The sequence below is a fragment of the Photobacterium sp. R1 genome, assembly GCF_054600795.1.
In genome coordinates this window covers 1-7506 of the sequence record NZ_BAAHZP010000028.1, presented here as the reverse complement: position 1 = coordinate 7506, position 7506 = coordinate 1, and the positions used below count along the sequence as shown (strand labels likewise).

Here is a 7506-nt window from a genome sequence, read left to right as displayed (position 1 = left end):
TTTGATTCGGTATTAGTGTTTACGGCACAATGGTTTAGGTTAGGCGGTAGCGTTGTTCACCCCTTAACGCAGCGTTACAACCCTTAATTATGAACATTACGAAATTAGGTGATATGAAGAAATGAGCGAAAAAACATATCCAGGAATTCATCCATCGTTTAAAGATTCTCACTTCTCTGAGGATGAGAAAAAAGTCATTCAAACATTATCTAAAGAGTTCTTCATAACCAATGGCGGAGAAGAAATAAATCTTGGATACAATAGTGTATATAAATACATTGTTTTAAATCCAACAGAAGTTTACGCGGATATGTTTAATCTCGATAGGGAGATAGTTGTAGTATTTAGTAACTATGAAAGCATACAAGCTAGAACGCTTGATGTATTTGAATACATATCTAAAAAGCATTCATCCCTCAGAATCGAGAAAATATGCAACATATTGGTTAGTGCAGACGCCAATGTGGAAGAATCCCTGCAGATACTAATAAAAAACGAACCAGAAACACAGGTGATAATTCCATTTTACTACAGAGAATTAGATAAAATAAAAGACTCATACTTCTTCAGAAATAGGTTTAGGAAATACTTTTATACGCGTGACTTGTTTGCATTTGAAGCTCCACTAAAAAAAGACATTTACTTCTTTGGAAGAAATGACCTAATCCAAGAGCTCACCAATCGATTAAAAAGTGGAGAAAACTCAGGCCTTTTCGGGCTCCGTAAAACTGGTAAAACATCACTCATCAATGGGATAGAAAGAAATTTATTAAAAGAAAACATAAACGCTGTAATAATTGACTGTCAAGAAACCTCTTTTAACCAAAGGCGCTGGAATGAAGCATTGTATTATTTGTGCTTTAAAATCAAGGAATATCTAAAAATCGAACTGGAATTCCCAGAAGAATCTAAATTTACAGAAAAAGATGCTTCACATCTTACAGAGAAATTCCTTAAAGAATGTAGAGCGAAATTAAGGGGGGCAATATTCTTAATTTTCGATGAAATTGAGAATATCTCGAGAAATACTGCTCCAGCTAATCATTGGTGTAATGGAAAAGACTTTGCTTTGTTTTGGCAAACCCTTCGTTCAATTTTCCAAAGAAATGCAAATCTCATATCTTATCTAATTGTTGGTACGAATCCAACGTGTATAGAGCTTCCAAAGATTGACAATATCGACAACCCAATATTCAATCATTTTAATCCTGTATATATACCTGGCTTTCAAGTAAGAGACACGAGAGAAATGGTGCGTAAGCTTGGTAAGAGAATGGGGCTTAAATTTGAAGAGAGTGTTTATTCAAGCCTTACTGATGATTTTGGTGGTCACCCATTTTTAATGCGTCATGTTTGCAGTCTTATATCTAAAGGTGTGAAAGAGTTGGAGCGTCCGGTTAATATAGGCAGGTACTCTTACAAAGATGCAAAAAATGACTTCATGTTGAATCATTCAAATTATCTTGAAATGATAATTGGTGTTTTGAAAGAATATTATCCGGATGAATATGAGATGTTATCAATGTTGGCAAATGATGACGTTTCAACTTTTCAAGAGTTCGCTGACCTTCATCCATCATATACAGCTCATCTTTTAGGATATGGCCTAATTAGAAAAGATAGATTAGGATTTGACTTCAATATTGACTCTATAAAAGATTACATATTGAACCAATCTAGGTACAAGAAAATAGGCCTCACTACAGAAGAAATGTGGAGTGAAATTTCACACAGAAGGAACTCGGCTGAAGTAAAGCTTAGAAAATTAGTAAAGTTCCTGCTCAAAGCTAATATGGGATCAGCAGAAGCTAAAACTGTGATTTTAAAAATTTTCGGTGAGCCACGAAAATCAAGACTTGCAGGTCTTGCCTATGATGAGTTATTTGATGCAGCAAAGAGTGAAATATACTTCCTCGACTTAGGAAAAATCATTTCCAAGCAGTGGGATGTTTTTAAAAACTCTTTCGATAAAACTAAACAGGATACTTTTAAGCAGCTAGAGTTCATCAATGCATCCAGAGCAGATGCTCACGCAAAAGAGATATCTGAAGAGCAATTTGCATACTTCAGGGTTTGCATGAGTAATTTAGAAAATGATATCAACGAAATGATGTAACCGTGTTGTAACAAGTGCATCCAGGTGACGCCTACGGCGCACCTGATGCAGGCGTTATGTGCTTTCGAGGAAAATGATGAAAAAGCAATTATTATTGGCTCTCTCAAGTTTGGTTTTTACTGTGGCGGTTAATGCCAAAGATACAGCTATCGACTGCGATAATGCATTGAATACTCTTCAAATTAACCAGTGTGCATCAATTGAACTAGCGTCCGCAAAAACAGAACTGTTGAATTATCTAGAGGCTAGCTTTAAGCATAATTCAAATGACCCTGAGCTAGTTAATGCTATCAAAGTGGCTCAAAATGACTGGCAGGCTTACATGTCGTCTCATTGCGACTCTGTTTATACTCAGTGGCGTGAGGGTACGATTCGCGGTGTTATGGCTATCTCTTGCGAAACTAAGCTAACGAAGCAAAGAACTCATGAAATTTGGGCGAACTTTTTAACTTACATGGATAGTACGCCACCAGTCTTACCTGAGCCAAAACAGTGACCTATCAACCACGCACATAACAAGGCGTTCAAGAGGGATTTTCAACGCTTGGCATTTTGGGTTTGATTCGGTTTTAGTGTTTACGGCACAATGGTTTAGGTTAGGCGGTAGCGTTGTTCACCCCTTAACGCAGCGTTATACAATTAGGAAAATTATGAGAACAATTGTTGCTTTTGATGATTCCGGCTCACCGGGGATTTCAACACCATCAAACTGGCTGGCAGATAACCGAAAGTCTTATGTAGCAACTATTTTGCTACCTGAACAAGTTCAGCAATTAACAGACATCATGCTAGCTGGGGTTGAATTAATTCGTAAAACATGGGGAATAGAAGAGTTTCACCTGACCGATATTATGAATGGGAAAGGGCAGTGGTCTGTAATGCCTCAGGAAGACAGATTTGCTACGTTTGAAGTTATGTGTGATGTGTTTTCTTCTCACTACATCCCATGTGTTTCGCAAACATGGGATAAGAGCTTCTATGAACGTAATGGTATAGATCCTAATTCCATTGGAGAATTAGAACATTTAGATAAATTGAACTTTGAACATGTCGCGTTCTATTTAACGCTAAAAAAGAGCTTAACCTATATTGCTGACAACGGGCTGGCGGGTGATATTGATTTCTATTGTGATGAAGGCATCCGGAATGCAGGTAGCTCACTAAAGTTTTCTTTTCTGACTCAGTTTACGCCTCGAAACTTTATTCAATTTGAAGAGTCTAAGTCTAATGTTTATTTACAAATCGCAGATTTTGCTGCGTACTGCTTCAATAAGTCGCAAATGTTAGCGGTTAAAAAGAATAAAACTGAAACAGACTGGAAAATTCTTAATTGTATTGATAAATCAGGCTTTGACTTCTTGGATACAATTCAGGTATCAGCAAAAAAAGAGCAAATTGATGCTGACTTGTATGACTATGTATTGTGGCAAAATCATCAAGAAATTCATCGCAAGTAATTGTATAACAAAGCATTTAAGAGTGATTCGCAACGCTTGCCATTTTCGCTTCGCTCAAAGTGTAGGCAAGCGCCGCTCACACCTTAATGCGGCGTTATGTGCTTATGAGGAAAATCGACATGGAAGTGGTTGAGGCCAACCCTGATTTGGCTCCAATATTAGTGAGTTATGCGAAAGAATGCTTAGATTCGGGTATCCCAAAATATTCGGGTGTAGAGCAAAATCCGACAGCTTATTTGTCAGGTTTGATCGAACGTTCTAAGGCAACTTCCGAGTTACCAAACGGATATTTACCCAGCACAACTTACTACTGTGTATCGAACTCTGAAATTTTAGGTGCAATCCGAGTTCGCAAAGGTATTAATGCCAACGTAGAAAATGTCATTGGTCATGTCGGCTACGAAACTAGACCGTCAGCTCGTGGTAAGGGTGTTGCCTCATTTCTGCTTGCTTGGGTGCGAGATCACGTTGTCTCGGACTCAGTTATTGTTACTTGCTCAATTGACAATCCCGCATCTCAAAAGGTCATCGAAAACTGTGGTGGTGAATATCTCGGTAACTACACAGATGACAGTGAGGGTACGGTAAGGCGTTACCGTCTAGCACGCACATAACAAAGCGTTTAAGAGGGATTCTCAACGCTTGGCAGTTTTGGTTTAAAGTTTAGCTTTTGTGTTTATGGCACAATAGTTTAAGTTGAGTGGCATCGCGTTGCTCACCTCTTAACGCGGCGTTAGCACTCAGGTAGAGTTCAACTATGAGCGTAATTCCTAGCCTTCAAAGCCCAAATGATTTACTGCTCAAGTTGTGCAGAGAATCAATAAATGTTTACACATCCAAGAAAGACGAAGAGGTATTGGATCGCTTTTTCAATTTTTGTATAACTTCGCACTCATTGCGCGATTGGGTTATTAAATCTAGCGAATTGGATCAGAATACGATTCATAGTTATTGCAATACCTTTGATTCTTTGAAGATGTGCAGAGATATTGCAAACGCAAATAAGCACTTCGGTTTAGATCCTGGAAAGGTATCCTCGGTATCGGCAATTGACGAAAAAGAGCTTTCTTACCGTCCTATGGCTCCGGGGGAGATTGATCCCAAAACAACAATTAAAAAACCAAGTTTGGAGGTCTTAGACCAAAACGGTAATAAAATTAATCTCAAAGACTTCATGAATATCAGTATTGAAGCTTGGGTTGATGTTTTTGATCACTTTTCCATCACCAGAGAGGAGAAGATTTTTTATACCAGGTCACTAGAAATAACTGTGGGAGATTATGTTATTACATTCATTTAGTGCAAAAGTGCTAACAAGGCCAAGCATAAACGTGCAATGCAAAAAGCGCATTGCACTGGACCTCGCTACGCTCGGCCTGTGTTGGCGGCGTTATGTGTGAATGACTATGGATTGGCGTCAAATGGAAGTATTCAACGGTATCGATCTGAATGATTCTTTTGTTTTAGATTGGAGCTGTGAGAATAACTGCCTGAGCTTTGAGCTGGAGGCTAGCGTCTGGCCAGAGTCCAAATATTATGTTGAACCGAAGCTAAATGAATATACGTGTTACCGAAAAGCAGTACTTCAATTCGCTAATACAGTTTCCGTATCTGGTTTAAAGCCCAAATCAACTGTAATGTCATCAACTGTTCTAGACGGTTCAAGTGATTACGGCAACATTGATACATTGCAGGTGGTCGATGGTGGATTTGAGCTTACCGGTGATTTTGGCAACTTAAAAATATCTGGTGGTGAGCTTCGATTTGAAATTCACACATAACAATCCGCGTCATTCGGGGCCTGCGGCCCCTGCGACGCTCACAAGTTCGCGCGCATGCGCGGGGCGTTATGGCTCACCCGAGCGTGTAAGGCGGATAAGAGGAGTTTTGATGTGATAGAGTTTTTAAAGAGTAATATTTCGTTTATTAAAGATCTGTCTACGATTCTGTTCGCGGGTACAGCAACTATTGTTGCGGTGTTGACTTATAGGAGAGCAAAATCGACGATTTTACAGCCGATAAGATCTGAAGCCATTAAAAAGCAGTCAGAATTACTTGCAAGCTTTTTGGCGGAGCTAAAGCAAAATAATAACTCAGTTGAAAACTGGCTAAATTATCTTTCACTGGTTGAAATAAACGTAATACACATGTTAAAAGACTTTGGTTTTGTGTTTTCAGATGAAAAAAATACTACAACTAAAGCGATTGAAAACACCGCTTCTTGGATACCATGTGGTTCATCCAATCAGTTGATGGATGTTGAAATAGTCTCAACCTTCGCTGCCGAGCCAAAGTCTAAAGAAAAATTAGATGTCGGAAAGCAACGATACGAAAATCTAAAGTTAGGTAAGATTGAAATAGACAAGATTTACCTTACAAAAGAAGCGCAGAGTGTTTTAAATACTTTAAGTGACTTTTCTAATGATCCATTCATGCCAAAGAGTGTGAGTGAAGACATAAGCACCCTGCTCAAAGATATCAACATAAACCTAACCGATACTTTAAAAGAAGAGCTGGAGACTTTTATGCTTGGTTTCGCAAAGAGCTTCTTTGAAAATAACGAAGTTCCAAAATTTGATCCAGTTGGAGTCTACAATAGCTTTAATCACAACAGGCGCCACCATAGGGCTCTTGTAGATGGTATTAGAGGTAGCATTAGGAAAACGTTATTAATAGATGAGCTATGGTAAAAGCCATAACAAACCGCTCAAGCCGAAGCCAAATACTCCAGTTGCTTTGTTGTTCGCTTCGCTCACTTTACCACAAAGCAACTTCCATATTTGCCTTGGCTTAGCGGGGCGTTTTGCTACATAGCAAAATTTAGTGAGGATATTAAATATATGAAGCCTAGGTTGTTTATTGGCTCATCTGTCGAAAATTTAGATGTTGCTTACGCAATTCAAGAAAACTTAGAGCACTCGGTAGAGGTGACAGTTTGGTCTCAAGGTGTTTTTGATTTAAGTAAGTATACTATGGAATCGTTAATGGACGTGTTAGACGATTCTGACTTCGGGTTATTTGTCTTCTCCCCTGACGATATAACTCAATTGAGAGGGGAATCTAAAAAGACTGTTCGTGATAACGTAGTGTTTGAACTTGGTCTGTTTGTTGGCGGTTTAGGACGTGAGCGTAATTTTATTGTTATTCCTCGTGGTCATGAAGATTTCCACCTCCCTACCGATCTACTAGGCATTACTCCTGCTACATTTGATCCCGACAGACAAGACGGGAATCTTGTGGCTTCACTTGGTCCTGCTTATAACAGAATCAATAAATCAATTAGCAAACTAGGTTTGAAAGTAATGCCTAGTGAACAAAATGATTCGGTTGAAAGTGAAATCGCGGAACATGATGGGTCTGAGTTAATAACTGATGAAAATGATTGTATATCATTGATCCAATCATGGATGGGGCAACGTCCTAGTAGCGACAATACAGCTGCAATTAAATATGCAGACGTCGATCGAGAACTTGGATTAGCAAAAGGCTCCGCTGAAAAATACATCGAGGTCGCTGCCAAGCGCTGGGATTATGTTGTTTCTCGAAAAGGAACTTTAACAATTCTTTTCGAAGATGCACCTTCACAAGGCGGATGGATGTAGCATAACAAACTGTTTAAGAGTGATTCGCAACGCGTAGCATTTTTACTATGCGTTGCGTTTAGTGTTTAAGGTTGTATGCGGGAGCTTCGGTATAGCGTTGCTCACACCTTAACAGGGCGTTAGGTTGGTTCGTGAGCTGTGTCGACATAAACTATTGAACCATTTGATATGATTTTTATTTCATATATTACAATGGAGTTAAACATGGCGGCGACACATCAAATAAAATGTATCAACAAAACCGACAGACAAAGTGTAGTGGTTTAATGATCCCGGACACCAAATTAGGTGGTAAAGTCTCCACCGTAAATGAGGTGTTCAATGACAAAAC

8 protein-coding genes are annotated in these 7506 nt (G+C 38.9%); all 8 read left to right on the top strand.

The features are described from left to right. Positions 1-121 precede the first annotated feature (121 nt). The 8 genes from ACYP03_RS23605 to ACYP03_RS23570 all read left to right on the top strand — a co-directional run bounded on the left by ACYP03_RS23605 (position 122) and on the right by ACYP03_RS23570 (position 7175). Positions 122-2116 carry an AAA-like domain-containing protein gene (locus ACYP03_RS23605; protein WP_459782303.1) on the top strand — a complete coding sequence of 665 codons (1995 nt, stop codon included), beginning with the start codon at positions 122-124 and terminating at the stop codon, positions 2114-2116. Between the two features lie 76 nt (positions 2117-2192). Beyond that, positions 2193-2612 carry a lysozyme inhibitor LprI family protein gene (locus tag ACYP03_RS23600; RefSeq protein ID WP_459782302.1) on the top strand — a complete coding sequence of 140 codons (420 nt, stop codon included), beginning with the start codon at positions 2193-2195 and terminating at the stop codon, positions 2610-2612. A 154-nt stretch (positions 2613-2766) separates the two neighbouring features. After that, complete coding sequence (locus ACYP03_RS23595) at positions 2767-3573, top strand: DUF3800 domain-containing protein (RefSeq protein ID WP_459782301.1); 807 nt, start codon at positions 2767-2769, stop codon at positions 3571-3573. Positions 3574-3692: 119 nt separating this feature from the next. Then, positions 3693-4187, top strand: a complete 495-nt coding sequence (locus ACYP03_RS23590) for a GNAT family N-acetyltransferase (RefSeq protein ID WP_459782300.1) — start codon at positions 3693-3695, stop codon at positions 4185-4187. Between the two features lie 143 nt (positions 4188-4330). Then, the gene (locus ACYP03_RS23585; protein ID WP_459782299.1) at positions 4331-4873 is read left to right on the top strand and encodes a hypothetical protein; all 543 of its coding nucleotides are present in this window, start codon (positions 4331-4333) and stop codon (positions 4871-4873) included. Positions 4874-4994: 121 nt separating this feature from the next. Continuing rightward, a complete protein-coding gene (locus ACYP03_RS23580; protein WP_459782298.1) occupies positions 4995-5354 on the top strand; it encodes a hypothetical protein in 360 nt (119 codons plus the stop codon). A gap of 111 nt (positions 5355-5465) precedes the next feature. Then, a complete protein-coding gene (locus ACYP03_RS23575) occupies positions 5466-6263 on the top strand; it encodes a hypothetical protein (RefSeq protein WP_459782297.1) in 798 nt (265 codons plus the stop codon). A 150-nt stretch (positions 6264-6413) separates the two neighbouring features. Then, positions 6414-7175, top strand: a complete 762-nt coding sequence (locus ACYP03_RS23570; RefSeq protein WP_459782296.1) for a TIR domain-containing protein — start codon at positions 6414-6416, stop codon at positions 7173-7175. Positions 7176-7506: the final 331 nt, after the last annotated feature.